The organism is Pantoea sp. BJ2 (assembly GCF_040255075.1).
GTDB lineage: Bacteria > Pseudomonadota > Gammaproteobacteria > Enterobacterales > Enterobacteriaceae > Pantoea > Pantoea leporis.
The window spans coordinates 555,053-574,456 of sequence record NZ_CP158292.1 but is presented as its reverse complement, the minus strand read 5'-3'; the positions used below and the strand labels follow the sequence as shown (position 1 = coordinate 574,456).

Below are 19,404 nucleotides of genomic sequence, written 5' to 3'. Positions count from 1 at the left end.
TCCGTAGCGCAACCTTACCGAACGGTAAGCCTCTGGCGGAACAGGCGTGCTCATTTTTGAGCGCAGTCACCCTATTGCAAATGCAAATTATTATCAATAGTATTATTCATCAGGCTTATGTAAATCTCCGCGTAAACACCGACTGGCAGCCCTATGACCTGGCGAAATGATGTAACCGGCAGTGCGGCCTGGTGGCAGGCGCAACAATCCCAAGGCATTCCCCGCATTGAGTTAGCAGACGATGGCCAATGTCAGGTCACCTTCTTCTGGCGTGACCCGCAAGGCGACGAGACGCAATCGTCGACCCAGCGCGTGTGGATTAACATTACCGGCGTGACCGATCACCACCAGCGCCGCCCGCCGCAGTCGTTAATGCGTGTGGCGGGCACCAACGTCTGGTATTGGCAGACCTCGCTGCCCGCCAACTGGCGCGGCAGTTACTGTTTGATGCCCGATGAACAGGCCACGGACTTCACTGGCGTTGCCGACATGTCCACGCTGCGCAACTGGTGGCGCGACAAATTCCCGACGGCGCAGGCCGATCCTTTGAACAGCTTACGTGGCTGGTCCGGTGGTCGCGGCATGGGCGTCTCGCCGCTGCATTTGCCTCACGCGCCCGATCAACAGCTGTGGCAAGCGGTGGATAACGGCACAGCGCCAACCATTGAACTGCAACAGCAACAATGGGATAGCGCGCTATTAGGCAACAGCCGCAAGGTGTGGATTTACACCACCGGCGCAGCCAATCCCGCACAGCGTCCGCTGGCCATCATGCTTGACGGGCAATTCTGGGCGCACAGCATGCCGATTGCCGGACCGCTGCAGCAGCTCACTGATGCCGGTTCTTTGCCGCCAGCGGTGTATCTGTTTATCGATATCATTGACCGCGAACACCGCAGCCGCGAGCTGCCGTGTAACGCGCAGTTTTGGCAAGCCATTCAGCAAGAACTGTTACCGCAAGTTGCACAATCAACGCCTTATCGCCAGCAGGCGGACAGTACCATCGTCGCCGGACAAAGCTTTGGCGGCCTGGCGTCGGTATTTGCCGCGCTGCACTGGCCGGAAACCTTTGGCAACGCGCTCAGCTTATCGGGCTCCTTCTGGTGGCCGGAACGCGGCAATCCGCACGGCTGGCTGCTGCAGGCGCTGGATAACGGTCTTGCACCGCGTCAACCGCTGCGTTTCTGGCTCGAAGCGGGCAAACGCGAAGGCTTGATTCTGCAAGCTAATCAACAACTTCAACAGCAGCTTAGCGCTGCCGGCTATCAGGTGAATTACCTGCCGGTGGAAGGCGGCCATGACGCGCTCTGTTGGCGCGGCGGCCTGCTGAATGGCCTGCAAGCGCTGTGGAGCAAACCGGAGCATCCATGTCCGAATCCCTGATGAATAAGCCTATGACCGACCAACAAACCTTGCCGTTAGTCGCGGCACAGCCCGGCATCTGGATTGCCGATCAGCTGTCACCTCACCACAACGCTTACGCGGTGGCGCATTTTGTCGAACTGCGCGGTGAGATTGATAGCGCCCTGTTGGCGAAGGCGATCGTTGCGGGCATGCAGGAAGCCGACACGCTGAATATGGCCTTTGGTGAGGTGGAAGGCGAAGCGTTGCAGTGGCCGCAGCCACACGCCTTTAGCCTGCCGCAGATTGTCGATTTGCGCGCGGAGGCCGATGCGCCCGCTAAAGCGCGCGCGCTGATGCGTGACGACATGAATGGCGATCTGCGCGTATTGAGCGGCGCAAAGCTGTGGCATCACCGCCTGTTCCGTCTCGACGATCAGCATTGGTTTTGGTATCAGCGCTATCATCATTTGGTGGTGGATGGCTTCAGCTTTACCGCGCTGACGCGCCGCATCGCCAATCTCTACAGCGCGGCCGTACGCCAGCAAGCCGCTCAACCGACGCCGTTTATTCCGTTTAGCGAAGTGGTGGACGAGTATCAGCGCTACCGCGAATCCTCCTCCTTTATGCGTGACAGCCAGTTCTGGCGCGAAAAAGGCGCGGCGCTGCCCTCACCGGCTTCGCTCTCGCCGCTGCCGCTCGCCGGACAACATGCCAGCACCGATCTGCTGCGCCATAGCGTTACGCTGGATCGCAGCACTTTCCAGACGCTGGTGCAGCAGCAACCGCACGCCAGCGCGGCCGATCTCGCCTTTGCGCTGGTGGCGCTGTGGCTGGCGCGTCTCAGCGGGCAAAACGACTTTGCCGCTGGCTTCATCTTTATGCGCCGCATAGGCTCGGCCGCCTTGTGCGCCACCGGTCCGGTGATCAACGTATTGCCGATGGCAATCCATTACGATCCGACGCAGCCGATCGGCGCGCTCGCCGCCCAGCTGGCGGTTGAAGTGAAAAAGATGCGTCGTCATCAGCGCTATGACGCCGAACAGGTGCAGCGCGATCTCGGCCGCCTCGGCGATGGCGATCCGCTGTACGGTCCAGTGATCAACCTGAAGATGTTTGATTACCAGCTCGATTTCGCTGGCGTGGAAGGCATCACCCATCAACTGGCGTCCGGGCCGGTGCGCGATCTGGAGATCGCCATTTACATCAGCGAGCACGGTGAACTGACGCTGGAGCTGCTGGCCAATGCCGAACGCTATAGCGAACAAACTTTGCAGCGTCATGCCAGCCGCTTTGCCCTGCTGCTCGATCAGCTGGCGCAACAGCCGCAGCGGCCGTGCGGCGAACTCGATCTGCTCACTGCCGAAGAGCATGCGCAGATTGCCGCGATCAACCAAACCGCCTATCCGCTGCCAGCAGAAACGCTGGCGTCACTGTTAGCGCAGCAGGCGGCACGCACCCCCGATGCACCGGCGCTAGCCGATGCGCAGCATCAGCTTAGCTATCGCTCGATGCAACAGCAGGTGTTTGCGCTGGCCGCCGATCTCAGCGCCGCCGGCGTGCAGCGTGGCGATATTGTCGCCGTGGCGCTGCCGCGTTCAGTGCAGCTATCCCTGGCGCTACAGGCGATTGTTTCGCTCGGCGCTGCCTATTTGCCGCTCGATACAGGTTATCCGGATGACCGCTTACAGCTGATGCTGGAAGACGCCGCGCCAAAAACGCTGATCACCTGCGCAGCGCTCAGCGCACGTTTCAGCGCCATCGCGTCGGTCAATCAACTGCATTTTGATGTGCTGTATCACAATGCCCATGCACCGCAGCCGGCCAGCGCGCCGACGCCGCAGGATGGCGCCTATATCATTTACACCTCAGGTTCGACCGGTCGCCCTAAAGGCGTGCTGGTGGGGCATGAAGCCATCGTCAATCGCCTGTTGTGGATGCAGGATCGCTATCCGCTGCAAGCCGATGACGTGGTGCTGCAAAAAACGCCGAGCAGCTTCGACGTTTCGGTGTGGGAATTCTTCTGGCCGCTGCTGGTCGGTGCGCAGTTGGTGATGGCACCGCCAGAAGCCCATCGCGACCCGGAAGCGCTGCAGCAGCTGTTTGCCCGCTACCAAGTCACCACCACGCATTTCGTTCCCTCGATGCTGGCGGCCTTTGTCGCGGCGCTGGACGATCAAGCGGCGATTGCCCGCTGCGCCAGCCTGCGTAACGTGTTCTGCAGCGGTGAAGCGCTGCCGACGGATTTATCGCGCGAGTGGGAAAAACTGACGCGCGTGCCGCTGCACAATCTGTATGGCCCAACCGAAGCGGCGGTGGATGTCAGCTGGTATCCGGCGTTTGGTGCTGCCCTGGCCGCCGTCGAAGGTGCCAGCGTGCCGATTGGTTTCCCGGTGTGGAATACCGGCCTGCGCATCCTTGATGCCCGCATGCAGCCGGTGCCGCCGGGCGTGGCGGGCGATCTCTACTTAACCGGCGTGCAGCTGGCGCATGGCTATCTCGGCCGTCCCGATCTCACCGCCAGCCGCTTTATCGCCGATCCTTTCATGCCCGGCGAGCGCATGTATCTCACCGGCGACGTGGCGCGCTGGCTGGATAACGGCGCGGTGGAATATCTCGGTCGCAGCGACGATCAGCTGAAGATTCGCGGTCAGCGTATCGAACTGAATGAGATCGATCATGTGCTCAGCGCGCAGCCCGGCATTGAGCAGGCGGTCACACACGCGGTGGTGCTTGGCGGCACGGCAGCGCAAGGTGATGCGCGTCAGCTGGTCGGTTACGTGATTGCCGGGCAGCCGGTTGATCGCGACGCGCTGCGTCAGGCGCTGGCGCAACGCTTGCCCGCGCATATGGTGCCGGTAGCCATTGTGCAGCTCGATGCCTTCCCGCTCAGCAGCAATGGCAAGCTGGATCGCAAAGCGCTGCCGTTGCCCGCATCCGCCGGCGCCAGTGCGGGACGTGCACCGCACGCTGGGCTGGAAACCACGCTGGCAAACGCTTTCTGTCAGCTGCTGGCGCGCGAGGAAATCAGCGCGCAGGATGACTTTTTCGCCCTCGGCGGCCATTCGCTGCTGGCGATGCGCTTAGCGGCGCAGCTGCGCCGTGAGCTGCAACAGCCGGTGTCGGTGGGACAAATCATGGTGGCCTCAACGGTGGAGAAGCTGGCAACGCTGCTCAGTGATACGCAATCCCATCAGCAAGCCGGTTTCGAAGCGGTGCTGCCGCTGCGTCAGGGCAACGGACCAACGCTGTTCTGCTTCCATCCGGCGTCAGGGTTTGCCTGGCAATTCAGCATCCTGCAGCGTTATCTCGATGAGCGCTGGTCGCTGGTCGGCATTCAGTCGCCGGATATCAGCAGCCCGCTGAACCAAAGCGCGCATCTGGATGACGTGTGCGACGCCCATCTGCAAACCCTGCGCGACGTGCAGCCGCACGGACCTTACTATTTCCTCGGCTATTCGCTTGGCGGAACCCTGGCGCAGGGCATCGCGGCACGGCTGGAAGCGGCCGGTGAAGAGGTGGCGTTCCTCGGCCTGCTGGATACCTGGCCACCAGAAACGCAAAACTGGGATGAGAAACGCGGCGAGAACGTGCTGGATCCGGCGGTGCTGGAAGAGGTGAACCGCGAGCGCGAGCAGTTTATCGCCGCGCAGCGCCATCAGGCCGGTGAAGAGATGCGCGCGATGTTCGATACCATCGAGGCCAACTACGCCAGTTCGGTGCGCCTGCTGGCGACCGCACGCAGCGCGCGTTTCAACGGTCGCGCCACGCTGTTCCTCGCCGAACAGACGCAGCAGCCAGGACAAGATGCGCGCCGCGCCTGGGCACCGTATGTTGGTGAACTGGAAGTGTGGCCGATGGATTGCGCCCACGTGGAGATCATTTCACCGCAGATGTTTGAGCAGATTGGGCCGTTGTTGCAGCGGTTGTTGGGATAGCGATCTTTCCCTCACCCTAACCCTCTCCCGCAAGCGGGAGAGGAAACAATCAGGAGCCGCTGACGGGAGAGGGAATGTTTAGGTGTGGTAACGGGTGTAACATACAAGCTGGGTCGGCCCCTTCTCCCGCTTGCGTGAGAAGGCTGGGATGAGGGCCCGCGCGCACCGTGTTTAATTATCCCCCGCGCCCCAGCGGCACAATCATCGGCGTATGCGCCACCGGATCGTCCACAATCACGCAGCGCAAGCCATACACCTGCTCGATCAACGCGGGCGTCACGATCTCCGACGGCTTCCCTTCGGCGACAATCCTGCCGTCACGCATCGCAATCAAATGCGTGGCATAGCGACAAGCGTGATTAAGATCGTGCAGCACCACCACCAGCGTTCGCCCATGCTGTTGATTCAGCTCCTGCATCAATTCCAGCAGCTCAATTTGATGGGTGATATCCAGCCAGGTGGTCGGTTCATCCAGCAGCAGCAGCGGCGTTTCCTGCGCCAGCACCATGGCAATCCACACGCGCTGACGCTGACCGCCCGATAACGTATCCACCGACTGCTGGGCCAAATCGGCCACGCCGGTGGCGCGCATCGCGTTCTGCACCGCCACTTCATCTTCCGCACGCCAGCGTCCAAACAGCGCCTGATGCGGATAACGTCCGCGCGCCACCAGCTCGGTGACGCTGATGCCCGCCGGCGCGTTGGAACTTTGCGGCAGCAAACCCAAACGCCTCGCCACTTCTTTGGTGGGATAGCTGGCAATGGCCGCGCCATCCAGCAACACCTCACCTTTTAACGGCGTATGCAAGCGACTCAACGTGCGCAGCAGCGTCGATTTTCCGCAGGCGTTAGGGCCGATAATCACCGTCAGCTCACCTTGCGGAATCGTCACTGACAGATTCTCTGCCACCACCTTTTTGTCATAGCCCAGCGTCAGGCTATCGCCGCGCAGACGTGAAGGGATATCGGTCATTGGCGTCGCGCCTCCCGCACCAGTAAAGCGATCAGATAAAGTCCACCGAGAATGACGGTTATCACGCCAACCGGTAATTGATAAGGCAGGAACAGATGCTGCGCGGCGAAGTCTGCGGCAATCAGCAACAGCGCGCCGCACAGCGCCGCCAGCGGCAAGGCACCTTTAACGCCGCCGCCAAGACGACGGGCAATCTGCGGCGCCAGCAGCGCGACAAACGAAATCGGCCCGACCAGCGCGGTTGACGCCGCCGTGAGCACCACGCCAATCAGCATCAGCCACATGCGGCTGCGCTCCACCGGCACGCCAAGCGCGCAGGCGGTATCGTCGCCCATCTCCAGCAAACGCATCCGCCGCGCCAGCAGCGCCATCAACAGTAACGCCAGCAGCAGCACCGCAATCACCGGCGGCGTTTTTGCCCAGGTAATGCCGTTGAGCGATCCGGCGCTCCACAAGCCCGCACTCAGCGCCGACTCCAGCGAGGCGCTGATAATCAGCCAGGAATTCAACGCCATCAGCAGCGCGCGCACGCTGATGCCGACGATAATCAGCCGGAAGGTCTCTACGCCGTTGCGCCAGGCAAACAGATAGACCAGCGCCGCCGTGGCGATGCCGCCAATCAACGCTGCGCCGGTCATCGCCGTGACGCTTTGATTAAATAGCACCAGCGCCACCAGCACGCCGCTGTAAGCGCCGGTGTTGAAACCGAGAATGTCCGGGCTGCCAAGCGGATTACGCAGCAGCGACTGGAAAATTGCGCCGCTGATGCCTAACGCCGCACCAATCAGCAGCGCCATTAGCACGCGCGGCAAGCGCCATTCCAGCACGATCAGTTTGACGTTGCTGGCGCCCTGCCCGAGCAGAATTTGCCAGATTTGATCACCGCTGATCGGCAATGCGCCGCGCGTCATCGCCAGATAAGCAAGCAGAGCGCAGGCGCACAGCAGCCAAAGCGTATGTAACCCGACACGACGCGTCATAGTGCACCCCGGCCCAATTTACGGCGCACCAGCACAATCAGCATCGGCGCACCGAGCATCGCCGTGACGATGGAAACCCGCAGCTCGCCCGCCACCAGCAGGCGGCCAAGGATATCGGCGGCGAGCAGCAAAATCGGCGTGATCAGCGCGGTCGCAGGCAGCATCCAGCGGTGATCGTTGCCCACCAGCCAGCGGGCAAAGTGCGGCGTCATCAAACCGACAAACGCAATCGGGCCCACCGCCGCCGTGGCTGCGCCGCACAGCAGCGCAATCGCCAGCAGGCCCAGCAGTTGGGTGCGCGCCACCCGCGTACCGAGCGCGGTCGCCATGTCGCCACCCATACTCAAACTGTTCAGCGCCTGCGATAGCGCAATGGCGACCACACTGCCGATCAGCACTGCTGGGAACAGCGTGCGCAGCGTAGTGAAATTGCGAATATCCAGCGAGCCGCTGTGCCAGAAGCGCAGATGATCGTAGATGTCGGGATTGAGCAGCGACAGGCCAGAAGTTAATCCTTCCAGCACCGCGCCCAGCGCCACGCCGGCCAGCGTCAGACGCACCGGATTGACGCGCCCGCCGCCAATCGCGCCGGTCATCGCCACCAGCACGGACGCCAGCAGCGCGCCGCCAAAGGCGAAGCCGAGCCAATCCACCGGCGAGTCAGCACCGAACAGCGCAATGCCAATCACCACCGCGAAACCTGCTCCGGCGTTGACGCCAAGAATGCCGGGATCGGCCAGCGGATTGCGCGTCAGGCTCTGCATCAACGCACCAGCGAGGCCGAGCGCCACGCCCGCCAGCAAACCGGCCAGCGTACGCGGCAGGCGCGCGTCACGCACGATGACGCACTCCGCGCTGTGACAGGAGGTGGTAAGCGAATGATAAACATCGGGAAGCGGTATTGATTTTGCCCCCAGCATTAAGCTGAGCGCAATGAGGAGCAAGAGCAGAATCCCTGAGCCTGCTAATGCACGAATCTGGCGCATAGCGTTCTAAACCTTCACTGTTCAACGTCGTCGCATGCGCGATGTAACTTGATAATGGTTATCGTTATTACTCGCGTTTAGCTATGTTACCATGACTCGCCTCGCGGACGATGAGGAAAATTGGTGCAATAAGGCGAACACATGAACAAATCTTCCCACTTTATCGATCTCTCGCTGCTGAAAACTCACCCGGCTTTTCGCGCGGTGTTTATCGCGCGTTTTATCTCGATTGTCGCGCTCGGCATGCTCGCTGTGGCGGTGCCGGTGCAGATTCAGCACATGACCCATTCACCGCTGCTGGTGGGCTTGGCGGTGACGCTGGCCGCTGCCGGCATGTTTATCGGCCTGCTCACCGGCGGCGTTTTGGCGGATCGCCATGAACGCAAAAAGCTGATTTTGTTTGCCCGATCCACCTGCGGCTTAGGTTTTATCGCGCTGGCGATTAACGCCGCGCTGCCAGAACCCTCTCTGATCGCGGTTTATCTGCTGGGTTTCTGGGATGGTTTTTTCGGCGCGATTGGCGTCACCGCGCTGCTGGCGGCGACGCCCGCGCTGGTCGGTAGGGAAAACATTATGCAGGCGGGCGCTATCACCATGTTGACGGTGCGCTTCGGCTCCATTTTATCGCCCGCGATTGCTGGTCTGGTGATTGCTCACGGCGGCGTGACGTGGAACTACGCACTCGCTGCCTTTGGCACCTTACTTACCGTGTTAACGCTGCTGAAATTGCCCACTTTGCCGCCGCCGCCACAACCGCGTGAACATCCGCTGAAATCCCTCGCCGCTGGCGTGCAGTTTCTTTTCGCCAGCCCGATTGTCGGCATGGTGGCGCTGATTGGCGCATTAGTCACGCTGGCCAGCGCGGTGCGCGTGCTCTATCCGTCGCTTGCGCCGCATTGGTCAGTGAGCGCTGACCAGCTTGGCCTGATGTATGCCGCCGTGCCGCTCGGCGCAGCTATCGGCGCGTTCACCAGCGGTAAACTGAAACACGCCGCGCGTCCCGGACAGCTGGTGCTCGGCAGTGCGATTGCAGCGTTTGTCGCGTTGGGTTTGTTTAGCCAGATGCCGAACCTGCCGCTGGCGTTAGCCTGTTTAGTCGCTTTCGGTTACTTCAGCGCCATCAACAGCCTGGTGCAGTACGCGATGATTCAGGCATTAACGCCAGATCATCTGTTAGGCCGCATCAACGGCTTGTGGACCGCGCAGAACGTGACCGGCGATGCGATTGGTGCGGCGGTGATTGGTGCGATGGGTTCATGGCTGCTGCCACCGCAGGCCGCCGCGGTATTTGGCTTTACGGCGGCGCTGCTCGGCATCGTGATGTGGTGGGTGATGGGCCGTTTACGTCGTTACCATCCGCCAGCACCGGAGCTGACGGAACAGGCATCATGATTTAACGAACAGCTTCTCCAGGCGCGCCAGCAGATTGCTGGCGCTGTAGTAATCAAGACGGAAGGAATCGACGCCCAGCTCGTAAACCTGCTTGCCCTGCACCGCCGCGTTTTGTGCAAGGAACGGATTGTTCAACACCGATTGCGTGGTTTTATCGTCAGCGGCGAACAGCAGGAAGGTTTTACCGGTCAGGCCGCTGGCAACGTTTTCGCCTGACAGCTGAATGATGTCTTTGCGCTGTCCCATGCTGTGTCCCTGCTCAACCGTCGCCGGTGGCGTTGCCAGGGTGAAGCCAAGTTGTTCCAGCAGCTTGCCCTGCGCCGAAGCCGCGGTCCACACATTGACTGCGCGTCCGCCGCCGTTCCATACCATGGCGGAGACCGGCTGCGGTGGCAGCGTGATGGCTTTTTTCAGCGCCGCTTCACGATCGTCGAAAGCTTTAATACGTTGCGCCGCCTGCGCTTCATGCCCGGTCGCCTGGCCTAACTGCGTGACGACCTCCTGCCAGCTTTTGTCGTCGTAATTGACCACCAGCGTCGGTGCAATAGCCGAAAACTGTTCGGCGAGCTTGATGGCAGAATCGTTGCCGGTGGCGCTGACGATAATCAGATCCGGCGCTTGCGCGGCAACCGCTTCGGCATTCGGCTCACCGATGTACAGGCGTTGAAGATGTTGCTTTTTGGCAACATCGCTCCACTGGCGGAAGAAACCCTGATCGTCGGCCAGGCGACTGTTCGGCGCAGTCGCGCCGGAAGCAATCACCGGCGCATCAATGGCCAGCAGCGATCCGGTCAGCGTGACGCTGGTCGAGACAATGCGCTGCGGCGCGTGATTGAGCGTGATCGATCCGTTGGCACCCTGAACGGTGCGCGGCCAACCTTGTTCGGCATGAGCGACGCTGGTGAAAATCTGGAAAACACCTATAAGGGCTGCAATGCCCCAAAAACCGCATTTATTCATAAGTTTTGGTCCACTTTTTAGCATATTGCCCTGCTGAGCGTCAGCGCCTGATTACGGCTAAACGCAGCTGAAATCCCGCGAATGGATTGACACTTTTGCCCAATCGACGTAGGTTACAGGCCCATAATAAAAATGATAATCATTCTTAATAATCTTATCATTTATAGGTGAAAATTATGGTGGAATCTTCCACGTTTGAAAATGCCTGGCTGAAGGATTATTCCGCGCTAAGCCGTGGTTTCCTCTTTACCTCGCCGTGGCGTAGTTTGGCAACGCAAGGATGCTATACCACCGTTACCGCGCCGGTAGATGACGCCGCGTCGCTGGACGGTGATTTCCAACAACAGTTACGTCAGCATTTTGCCGCGGCGAAAAAACAGGGCATCGACAATCCGATTCTGGTCGGGGCGATCCCGTTTGACGTCAGCCAGCCCGCCGCGCTGTTTATTCCTGAATCCTATCAGACGTTTAATCGCGCTGACCTGCAAAACGCGTTGCCGGAAAACGTCAGCGATCTGCCGCAGGTGCGACGTCGCACCGCAGTGCCGGATCACGATGTGTTTACCACGATGGTGGCAGATGCGGTGGCGGCCACGCAGCGCGGCGATCTGGATAAAGTGGTGCTGTCGCGTCTGATGGATATCGTTACCGAACAGCCGGTTGATACCGCAGCGCTGATGCAGCGCGTCATTGCGCAGAACCCCAACAGCTACCATTTCCATCTGCCGCTGCCGCAAGGCGGTGCGCTGATTGGTGCCAGTCCGGAGCTGATGCTGCGCAAACAGGGGCGCGATTTTAGCTCTTGTCCGCTGGCGGGCTCAGCGCGGCGCAATCACGATGATGCCCAGCAGGATCGTGCCGCTGGCGATACGCTGATGGATTCCGGCAAAGATCGTCATGAGCACAAACTGGTGACCGACGCGATGCGCGACACCTTGCAGCCGCGCAGCCGTTTGCTGTCGGTGCCGACCATTCCGTCGCTGATTACCACCGCCACGCTGTGGCATCTCGCCACGCAAATCGACGGCGAAGTGCAGGATGAGCGCGAAAATGCGCTGTCGCTGGCCTGCCTGCTGCACCCGACGCCTGCGTTGAGCGGTTTCCCCCATCAGCGCGCGCAGCAGCTTATTCAGCAGCTGGAACCTTTTGATCGCCAACTATTTGGCGGCATCGTCGGCTGGTGCGATAGCCAGGGCAATGGCGAATGGGTGGTCATCATCCGCTGCGGCACCGTGCATGGCACGCGGGTGCGCCTGTTTGCCGGTGCGGGCATCGTGGCCGACTCACAACCCGAATCAGAATGGCGTGAAACCGGCGTGAAGCTGGATACCATGTTGCGCGCCTTTGGACTGCAATAAAGGAAAGAACATGAGCATTCCCTATACTCGCTGGCCGGACGACCTGGCTGCGCGCTATCGCGAAAAAGGTTACTGGCTGGATGTGCCGATGACCGACATTCTGGCGCGTCATCAGCATAATGATGCCATCGCGGTGATTGATGGCGATCGCCAGATCAGCTATCGCGAAATGGACGTGCTGAGCAGCAACCTGGCCGCCGCGCTGCAGCGTCGTGGCCTGCAAAATGGCGATACTGCGCTGGTGCAGCTTGGCAACGTGGCCGATTTTTATGTCACGGTATTTGCGCTGTTTAAGCTCGGCGTAGCGTCAGTATTTGCGCTGTTCAGCCATCAGCGCACCGAACTAAGCGCCTATGCGGCGCAGATCGAACCTAAACTGCTGATTGCCGATCGCACTCACACGCTGTTTGCTGATGATAGCTTTATCAACGCGCTGTGCGCCGCGCAGCCTTCGCTGCAGCAGGTGATTCTGCGTAATGACAACCAGCCGGAAAATACGCTGGAAGCGCTGATGGCGGAAGCCGCGGGTGATTACGTCGCCACACCAACCGCCGCTGATGAAGTGGCGTTTTTCCAGCTCTCCGGCGGCAGCACCGGCACGCCAAAGCTGATTCCGCGCACCCACAACGACTATTACTACAGCATTCGCGCCAGTGATGAGATTTGTCAGGTGACCGCCGATACGCGCTATCTCATCGCCCTGCCCGCGCCGCATAACTTTGCCATGAGCTCACCGGGTTCGCTCGGCGTGTTTTATGCCGGTGGTCAGGTGATTCTGGCTGCCGATCCCAGCGCCACGCTCTGCTTCCCGCTGATTGAGAAGCATCAGGTCACCGATACCGGTTTGGTGCCGCCGGCGGTGAGTTTGTGGCTACAGGCGATTCAGGAATGGGGCAGTAATAAACAGCTGGCTTCGCTGCAACGCATTCAGGTGGGCGGCGCCAAGCTGGGCGAAACCCTCGCGGCACGTATTCAGCGTGAAATTGGCTGTCAGCTGCAGCAGGTTTTCGGCATGGCCGAAGGTCTGGTGAACTACACGCGCTTTGGCGACGATGAGAACATCATTCTCACCACGCAAGGCCGCCCGATCTCTGAAGATGACGAAGTGTGGGTCGCTGACGAGCACGGCAACGCGCTGCCAACCGGCACCATCGGTCGCCTGATGACGCGCGGCCCCTACACCTTCCGTGGCTACTACAAGAGCCCGGAACATAACGCCGCCAGCTTCGACGCCAACGGGTTTTACTGTTCGGGCGATCTGATTGAGATCGACGTGCAGGGCTACATCACCGTGCAAGGGCGCGAAAAGGATCAGATCAATCGCGGTGGCGAGAAGATCGCCGCGGAAGAGATCGAAAACTTGCTGCAACGCCATCCGGATGTGATCCACGCCGCGCTGGTGTCGATGAACGACGAATTGATGGGTGAAAAGAGCTGCGCCTTTATCGTTGCCAGCCAACCGATCAAAGCGGTGGCGTTGCGTCGTCACCTGCGAGAACTGGGCGTGGCCGAGTTCAAATTACCTGACCGTATTACCTGCGTCGATGCCCTGCCACTGACGCCTGTCGGCAAGGTGGATAAAAAACGTTTACGCCAACAGCTTGCCGACCAACAAGCGCAAGCCTGACCTGTTCCGGAGATTGTAATGGCTATTCCAAAACTGAACGCTTACGCGCTGCCCGCAGCGACTGAACTGCCTACCAACAAAGTGAAGTGGGCGCTTGAGCCTCAGCGTGCCGCGCTGCTGATTCACGATATGCAGGCTTACTTCCTTAATTTCTGGGGCGAAAACAGCCCGCTGGTTAATCAGGTGGTGGAAAACATCGCTCGTCTGCGTGCTTACTGCAAAGCGCAGGGCATACCGGTGTTCTATACCGCTCAGCCGAACGAACAGAGCGATGCCGATCGCGCACTCCTCAACGACATGTGGGGGCCGGGCCTGAACAAACATCCGGATCAGCAGAAGATCGTTGATGCGCTGGCACCGGATCAGGACGATCAGGTACTGACCAAATGGCGATACAGCGCCTTCGTGCGCTCACCGCTGGAATCGATCCTGCAGGAGATGGGCCGCGATCAGTTGATCATCACCGGCGTGTACGCGCACATCGGTTGCCTGACCACCGCGACTGACGCCTTTATGCGTAATATCCAGCCATTTATGGTGGCGGATGCGCTGGCCGACTTCACGCGCGAAGAGCACATGATGGCGCTGACTTACACCGCAGGTCGCAGCGGTAAAGTAGTGATGACCGCCGACCTGATGCCGCTGCCGTTGAGCAAAGACGATCTGCGTGCGCTGATTCTGCCGCTGCTGGAAGATGACGATGTGCCTGCAGATGACGAGAACCTGATCGATTACGGTCTGGATTCAGTACGCGTGATGGCGCTGGCGGCGCGCTGGCGTCAGGTGCACAGCGACATCGATTTCGTCAGTCTGGCAAAAAATCCGACCATCGATGGCTGGTGGGCGCTGTTATCAAGGGTGCCAGCTAAATGAGTGCAACTTTCGATTTCAGTGGAAAAATCGTCTGGGTAACCGGCGCAGGCAAAGGTATTGGTTACCACACCGCGCTGAGCTTCCATCAGGCGGGCGCGCAGGTTATCGGCTTCGATCTGCGTTTCGAACAGGCCGACTATCCTTTCACCACGCAGGTGCTGGATGTGGCGAACGCCGCCGAGGTGAAAGCGGTTTGTCAGCGTTTGCTGGCAGATCAGCCGCGTCTCGATGTGCTGGTGAACGGTGCCGGCATCCTGCGTATTGGCAGCACCGATGAACTGTCGTTCGACGATTGGCAGGCGTGTCTGGCGGTGAATGCCGGCGGCGCGTTCAACCTGTTTCAGCAAACCTTGCCGGTGTTTCGCCAGCAGCGTGCGGGTGCGATTGTGACTATCGCCTCTAATGCGGCACATGCGCCGCGCCTTGGTATGTCCGCTTATGGCGCTTCCAAAGCGGCGTTGCGCAGCTTGTGTCTGACCGTGGGTTTAGAGATGGCGCCTTACGGCGTGCGCTGCAATATCGTTTCTCCGGGTTCCACCGATACCGATATGCAACGCAGCCTGTGGCATACGCCAGAAGCCGAGCAGGAGATGATCAATGGTTTCCCGGATCAGTACAAGCTGGGGATCCCGCTGCGTAAGATCGCTAAACCGCAGGAGATCGTTGCTAACGTGATGTTCCTCGCGTCGGATCTTGCCAGCCACGTGGTGCTGCAGGATATTGTGGTCGACGGTGGCGCAACGCTGGGATCCTAAGTTATGGCAATCTGGAAACGTTCGGTCGATGTTGAAACGTTGAATAAGATGGGTGAAAACTCGCTGGTGGCACACGTTGGCATTGTGTTTACCACCATCGGTGAAGATTATCTCGAAGCCACCATGCCGGTGGATGCCCGCACGCATCAGCCGTTTGGCCTGCTGCACGGCGGCGCTTCTGTGGTGCTGGCGGAGTCGATGGGATCGATTGCCGGTTATCTCAGCATCGAAGAAGGTAAAAGCGTGGTGGGGATTGAGGTGAGCGCCAGCCACCATCGTGCAGTAAGCAGCGGTGAAGTGCGCGGTATTTGCCGCCCGCTACACCTTGGTGCGCGTAATCAAAGCTGGCAGATTGAGATTCGTAACGCCCGCGACCAACTGTGCTGCACCTCGAGATTGACGGTGGCGGTGCTGGGTTAAGACATAAAAAAAGCGGCCTTCGGGCCGCTTTTTTGTACGATTAACGCTGGTAAATGATTTCGACGCCTTCGTCGTCCTCTTCGTCCCAGTCGTCATCCCAATCGTCGTCTTCTTCCACTTCCTGCGCCGTTTCCATGGCTTCACGGTGATAATCATCCCACATGAAGGCCACTTTCTCTGGCTCTTTAGCTTCTTCTTCGGCTTCTTTTGGATTTTCGATGATAAAGCTCATCACATCCCAGCAAAGATCTTTCACGCCATCATGGCTAGCCGCAGAGATTAGGTAATATTTTTCTTCCCAGCCTAATGCTTCCACTACCGCTTTGGCACGGCTTTCCGCTTCTTCGCGGCTCAGCAGGTCACATTTGTTGAACACCAACCAGCGCGGCTTCTGGAACAGCTTATCGCTGTATTTTTCCAGTTCGCCGAGAATGATGCGGGCATTTTCTACCGGATCAGATTCATCGATAGGGGCAAGATCGATCAGGTGCAACAGCACGCGGCAGCGCTCAAGGTGCTTCAGGAAGCGAATACCCAGACCTGCGCCATCCGCTGCACCTTCAATCAGGCCAGGAATGTCGGCGACAACAAAGCTCTTTTCGTTGTCCATACGCACCACGCCAAGGCTTGGCACTAGCGTAGTGAACGGATAATCCGCGACCTTGGGTTTCGCTGCGGATACCGAGCGAATAAAGGTCGATTTACCGGCATTCGGCAGACCCAACATACCAACGTCAGCCAGCAGCATCAGTTCCAGTTGCAGATCACGCTTCTCGCCCGGTGTTCCCATGGTTTTTTGACGCGGGGAACGGTTAACTGAGGATTTAAAGCGCGTGTTACCAAGGCCATGCCAGCCGCCTTTCGCCACCATCAGCTTCTGCTCATGACGCGTCATGTCGCCCAGCGTTTCGCCGGTACCCTGGTCAATTACGCGGGTACCAACGGGCACTTTAACGATAATGTCTTTACCACGTTTACCGGTGCAATCACGGCTTTGGCCATTCTGGCCACGTTCGGCACGGAAAGACTTTTCAAAGCGATAATCGATCAGGGTGTTGAGGTTTTCATCCGCCAACAAATACACGTCGCCGCCGTCGCCGCCGTCGCCGCCATCCGGGCCGCCTCTTGGAATATATTTTTCACGGCGGAAGCTTACGCAACCATTGCCGCCATCACCCGCGACCGCAAGGATCGTCGCTTCATCTACAAACTTCATTTTATTTCTCCGTCACGCTGTCGTTCACGGCAGCTTGCAGGCCGCAAACGGGTCCGCCAGGGTCTTCTGCGCTGACCGACGGCGGATAATACAAGACTGGCAAAGCCAGGAGTACATAAATTGTACAACAACTGTGCTAAAGCGTAACTGTTATCCAGCAAGCTCAGTAGCAGAATGTAAAAAGCCCCGCAAAGCTGCGGGGCCTTTCATTCGTGTATTCAGACGTTAGACGTCTGCAGCACGACAACCTTACTCAGCAACGATGCTGATATATTTACGGTTGTTCGGGCCTTTAATCTCGAATTTTACTTTGCCGTCTGCGGTGGCAAACAGGGTGTGGTCACGACCACAACCTACGTTGCTACCTGCGTGGAATTTGGTGCCACGCTGACGAACGATGATGCTACCTGCCAGAACAGATTCGCCACCGAAACGTTTTACACCCAGACGTTTTGCGTTGGAGTCGCGACCGTTACGGGTCGAGCCACCAGCCTTCTTATGTGCCATTTGTCAGATCTCCTCTTACGCGCCGATCACAGTGATTTTCACATCTGTGAACCACTGACGGTGACCAGCTTGCTTACGGTAGTGTTTACGACGACGAAACTTAACGATTTTAATTTTCTCGCCACGACCGTGAGCAACAACTTCTGCCTTGATCACACCGCCTGAAACCAGTGGCGCGCCGATTTTCACGTCTTCGCCATTTGCGATCATCAGAACCTGGTCAAACTCAATGGTTTCACCGGTTGCGATGTCCAGCTTTTCCAGGCGAACGGTCTGACCTTCGCTTACTCGGTGTTGTTTACCACCACTTTGGAAAACCGCGTACATATAAAACTCCGCTTCTGCGCGTGCCTTTCTATTCATCAGGCGGCGCGATAAATATTCACAATAGGGCGCGAATTCTACGCAATACTCCAGCAGAAGACAAGAGCACTTTGCACTCTCTTGCAGAAAAAAAGCGCAAGGCGAATGCAAACGTTTCGCAACCCGATTTTTCAAGTACAATCAGTAACAGATTACCTGAACTCACGCTGTGTAAAGCGCTTACCATGCAAAAAACGAGTAAAGCTGAAAAGACGAATGAACTTAGAACAGATTAATGAATTAACCGCGCAGGACATGGCGGCCGTCAACCAGACCATCCTCGAGCAGCTGAATTCAGAAGTCTCACTGATTAACCAGTTGGGCTATTACATCATCAGCGGCGGGGGCAAACGCATCCGTCCGATGATCGCTGTGCTGTCGGCACGCGCGCTGAATTATCAGGGATCGTTGCACATCACTAATGCGGCGCTGATCGAATTTATCCATACGGCGACGCTGCTGCACGATGATGTGGTGGATGAATCCGATATGCGCCGTGGCAAAGCCACCGCTAACGCCGCGTTCGGTAATGCGGCAAGCGTGCTGGTGGGCGATTTTATCTATACGCGTTCATTCCAGATGATGACCAGCATGGGATCCTTAAAGATCCTTGCGCTGATGTCGGAAGCGGTCAACGTGATCGCCGAAGGAGAAGTGCTGCAGTTAATGAACTGCAACGATCCCGATATCACTGAAGAGAGCTACATGCGGGTGATCTACAGCAAAACCGCTCGCCTGTTCGAAGCTGCTTCGCAAGCGTCGGCGATTTTAGCTGAGGCGACGCCCGCGCAGGAAAAGGCGTTACAGGATTATGGTCGCTACCTTGGCACCGCTTTCCAGTTAATTGATGATTTGCTGGATTACAGCGCAGATGGTGAAACGCTGGGCAAAAATACCGGTGATGACCTGAGCGAAGGTAAACCGACGCTGCCATTGCTGCACGCGATGCACAACGGAACGCTTGAGCAGGCGCAGATGATCCGTAAAGCCATTGAAGAAGGTAACGGTCGTCATCTGCTGGAACCGGTGCTGGCAGCGATGCAACAGACTGGCTCGCTGGAGTGGACGCGCAAACGCGCTGAAGAAGAGGCCGATAAAGCCATCGCAGCCCTGCAGGTATTACCCGAAAGCCCGTGGCGCAGCGCCCTCGAAGCGCTGGCGCACATGTCAGTACAGCGCGATTTCTGATTTCAACGGGGCCTTCTCAGGCCCCGTTTCCTTCCTCACTCTTCTCCCTTTTTACTTACATCTCTTGCATCGCTTTTGCGAAAAGCGACGCAGTTTCGTGCGCCGGCCAAACATTTACTGGAAAATTACGGGAAACATTTGCTATAAAAACGCGGGTTTTTTCCAGATATCTCTGCCACGGGAGCGCCTTTTTACAGCGGAGATGAAGTAATAACACGGACATGGAGAAGAGAGTTATGTACACAAGGAAAGCGGATTGGCACCCGGCAGATATCATTGCTGCATTACGTAAGAAAGGCACATCACTGGCAGCGCTGTCACGCGAATCAGGGCTCAGCTCCTCAACGCTGGCCAATGCGCTGTCGCGTCCCTGGCCCAAAGGTGAGTGGCTAATCGCCAATGCGATCAAGGTTCATCCGGCAGACATCTGGCCAAGCCGATATTACGATCCTGTTACCGGCCAGTTATTGGATCGCAAGAAGTGCATACGATCGCCGAAGGATCGTAAAAAGATCTGACTGTAATAC

Annotated in this window: 17 protein-coding genes; 10 read left to right on the top strand and 7 right to left on the bottom strand. The window is 58.5% G+C overall.

Annotated elements, in window-relative coordinates:
- Positions 1 to 153 precede the first annotated feature (153 nt).
- Together fes and AAF463_RS02510 are read left to right on the top strand one after the other, a co-directional pair.
- Positions 154 to 1,383, top strand: a complete 1,230-nt coding sequence (gene fes, locus AAF463_RS02515) for an enterochelin esterase (RefSeq protein WP_350261471.1) — start codon at positions 154 to 156, stop codon at positions 1,381 to 1,383.
- Positions 1,368 to 5,279, top strand: coding sequence for an enterobactin synthase subunit F (locus AAF463_RS02510; RefSeq protein WP_350261470.1), 3,912 nt, complete (start codon positions 1,368 to 1,370; stop codon positions 5,277 to 5,279). The genes fes and AAF463_RS02510 overlap by 16 nt, the downstream gene beginning before the upstream one ends.
- Before the next feature lie 175 nt (positions 5,280 to 5,454).
- On the opposite strand, the gene AAF463_RS02505 is transcribed toward AAF463_RS02510, so the two are convergent.
- The 3 genes from AAF463_RS02505 to fepD are packed head-to-tail and all read right to left on the bottom strand — an operon-like array spanning position 5,455 to position 8,218.
- Positions 5,455 to 6,252: an ATP-binding cassette domain-containing protein gene (locus AAF463_RS02505; protein ID WP_350261469.1), complete on the bottom strand. Its 798-nt coding sequence runs from the start codon at positions 6,250 to 6,252 to the stop codon at positions 5,455 to 5,457.
- Positions 6,249 to 7,232, bottom strand: a complete 984-nt coding sequence (gene fepG, locus AAF463_RS02500; protein ID WP_277974444.1) for an iron-enterobactin ABC transporter permease — start codon at positions 7,230 to 7,232, stop codon at positions 6,249 to 6,251. Before fepG ends, AAF463_RS02505 begins: the two co-directional genes overlap by 4 nt.
- Positions 7,229 to 8,218, bottom strand: a complete 990-nt coding sequence (gene fepD / locus AAF463_RS02495; RefSeq protein WP_192235870.1) for a Fe(3+)-siderophore ABC transporter permease — start codon at positions 8,216 to 8,218, stop codon at positions 7,229 to 7,231. The genes fepG and fepD overlap by 4 nt, the downstream gene beginning before the upstream one ends.
- Positions 8,219 to 8,359: 141 nt before the next feature.
- Between fepD and entS the strand changes: the two genes are divergently transcribed.
- Complete coding sequence (gene entS / locus AAF463_RS02490; protein ID WP_192412528.1) at positions 8,360 to 9,610, top strand: enterobactin transporter EntS; 1,251 nt, start codon at positions 8,360 to 8,362, stop codon at positions 9,608 to 9,610.
- On the opposite strand, the gene fepB is transcribed toward entS, so the two are convergent.
- On the bottom strand, positions 9,605 to 10,570 hold the full coding sequence (gene fepB, locus AAF463_RS02485) for a Fe2+-enterobactin ABC transporter substrate-binding protein (protein WP_210080947.1): 966 nt from the start codon (positions 10,568 to 10,570) through the stop codon (positions 9,605 to 9,607). The genes entS and fepB overlap by 6 nt on opposite strands.
- Positions 10,571 to 10,746: 176 nt before the next feature.
- Between fepB and AAF463_RS02480 the strand changes: the two genes are divergently transcribed.
- From AAF463_RS02480 to AAF463_RS02460, 5 genes are read left to right on the top strand one after another with little or no spacing between them, the layout of a single operon-like run.
- Positions 10,747 to 11,928 (top strand): isochorismate synthase, encoded by a 1,182-nt coding sequence (locus tag AAF463_RS02480; RefSeq protein WP_350261468.1) that lies wholly within the window; start codon positions 10,747 to 10,749, stop codon positions 11,926 to 11,928.
- 10 nt (positions 11,929 to 11,938) lie between these two features.
- Positions 11,939 to 13,555: a (2,3-dihydroxybenzoyl)adenylate synthase gene (locus AAF463_RS02475; RefSeq protein WP_350261467.1), complete on the top strand. Its 1,617-nt coding sequence runs from the start codon at positions 11,939 to 11,941 to the stop codon at positions 13,553 to 13,555.
- A gap of 18 nt (positions 13,556 to 13,573) precedes the next feature.
- On the top strand, positions 13,574 to 14,428 hold the full coding sequence (locus tag AAF463_RS02470) for an isochorismatase (protein ID WP_110868078.1): 855 nt from the start codon (positions 13,574 to 13,576) through the stop codon (positions 14,426 to 14,428).
- A complete protein-coding gene (gene dhbA, locus AAF463_RS02465) occupies positions 14,425 to 15,183 on the top strand; it encodes a 2,3-dihydro-2,3-dihydroxybenzoate dehydrogenase (RefSeq protein ID WP_101762269.1) in 759 nt (252 codons plus the stop codon). The genes AAF463_RS02470 and dhbA overlap by 4 nt, the downstream gene beginning before the upstream one ends.
- Positions 15,184 to 15,186: 3 nt before the next feature.
- Positions 15,187 to 15,603, top strand: coding sequence for a hotdog fold thioesterase (locus AAF463_RS02460; RefSeq protein ID WP_101762270.1), 417 nt, complete (start codon positions 15,187 to 15,189; stop codon positions 15,601 to 15,603).
- 40 nt (positions 15,604 to 15,643) lie between these two features.
- On the opposite strand, the gene cgtA is transcribed toward AAF463_RS02460, so the two are convergent.
- The 3 genes from cgtA to rplU all read right to left on the bottom strand — a co-directional run bounded on the left by cgtA (position 15,644) and on the right by rplU (position 17,653).
- Positions 15,644 to 16,819, bottom strand: a complete 1,176-nt coding sequence (gene cgtA / locus AAF463_RS02455; RefSeq protein ID WP_008104343.1) for an Obg family GTPase CgtA — start codon at positions 16,817 to 16,819, stop codon at positions 15,644 to 15,646.
- 249 nt (positions 16,820 to 17,068) lie between these two features.
- Positions 17,069 to 17,326, bottom strand: a complete 258-nt coding sequence (rpmA, locus tag AAF463_RS02450; RefSeq protein ID WP_007886647.1) for a 50S ribosomal protein L27 — start codon at positions 17,324 to 17,326, stop codon at positions 17,069 to 17,071.
- 15 nt (positions 17,327 to 17,341) lie between these two features.
- On the bottom strand, positions 17,342 to 17,653 hold the full coding sequence (gene rplU / locus AAF463_RS02445; RefSeq protein ID WP_007886644.1) for a 50S ribosomal protein L21: 312 nt from the start codon (positions 17,651 to 17,653) through the stop codon (positions 17,342 to 17,344).
- 252 nt (positions 17,654 to 17,905) lie between these two features.
- On the opposite strand from rplU, the gene ispB reads away from it, so the two are divergent.
- Together ispB and AAF463_RS02435 are read left to right on the top strand one after the other, a co-directional pair.
- Positions 17,906 to 18,877 (top strand): octaprenyl diphosphate synthase, encoded by a 972-nt coding sequence (ispB, locus tag AAF463_RS02440; protein ID WP_101762272.1) that lies wholly within the window; start codon positions 17,906 to 17,908, stop codon positions 18,875 to 18,877.
- Between the two features lie 236 nt (positions 18,878 to 19,113).
- On the top strand, positions 19,114 to 19,395 hold the full coding sequence (locus AAF463_RS02435) for a helix-turn-helix domain-containing protein (protein WP_101762273.1): 282 nt from the start codon (positions 19,114 to 19,116) through the stop codon (positions 19,393 to 19,395).
- Positions 19,396 to 19,404: the final 9 nt, after the last annotated feature.